Below are 438 nucleotides of genomic sequence, written 5' to 3' on the forward strand. Positions count from 1 at the left end.
GTTGCCGGTACGAACTTCCCTGTGCGGGTGGAGGTGAAATGAATCTGTCCGGCATGGCTGAGGTCATCCACCACCGACTGCACCGTGGCGTTATCGGGAATATTCCAGGTGGCACCGGAAGCGAGAGTGACATTCGTGGGGTCAATGGCACCGTTCAGCACAGTGCTGCCGGTCAGCTTCAGGGCTGTACCGCGCTGAGCAATGACATCCGTGGTGACGGTACTGTCGTTCAGCGTCAGCGTGCCTTCATTCAGGTTGACGGCTTTCTGGGTGAGTGTGGTATTGCTGACAGTGAGTGTACCACTTCCTGATTTTTCCACGCTGCCGTTACCGGTGAGAGAGCCTCCCTGCAGGAGTGCATCGCCTTCACGGATGGTCAGGGTATCGTTGTTCACCGTCTTCCCGGAAAGGGTAAGTATGGCGCCGTTATTCAGCGTG

The 438-nt window shown here is 57.1% G+C and carries 1 pseudogene; it reads right to left on the reverse strand.

What is annotated here, in order from left to right:
• Positions 1-438, reverse strand: a pseudogene (locus K0040_RS22580) (autotransporter adhesin family protein); the annotation flags it as partial.

This window comes from Terrisporobacter petrolearius (genome assembly GCF_020748185.1).
GTDB lineage: Bacteria > Bacillota > Clostridia > Peptostreptococcales > Peptostreptococcaceae > Terrisporobacter > Terrisporobacter petrolearius.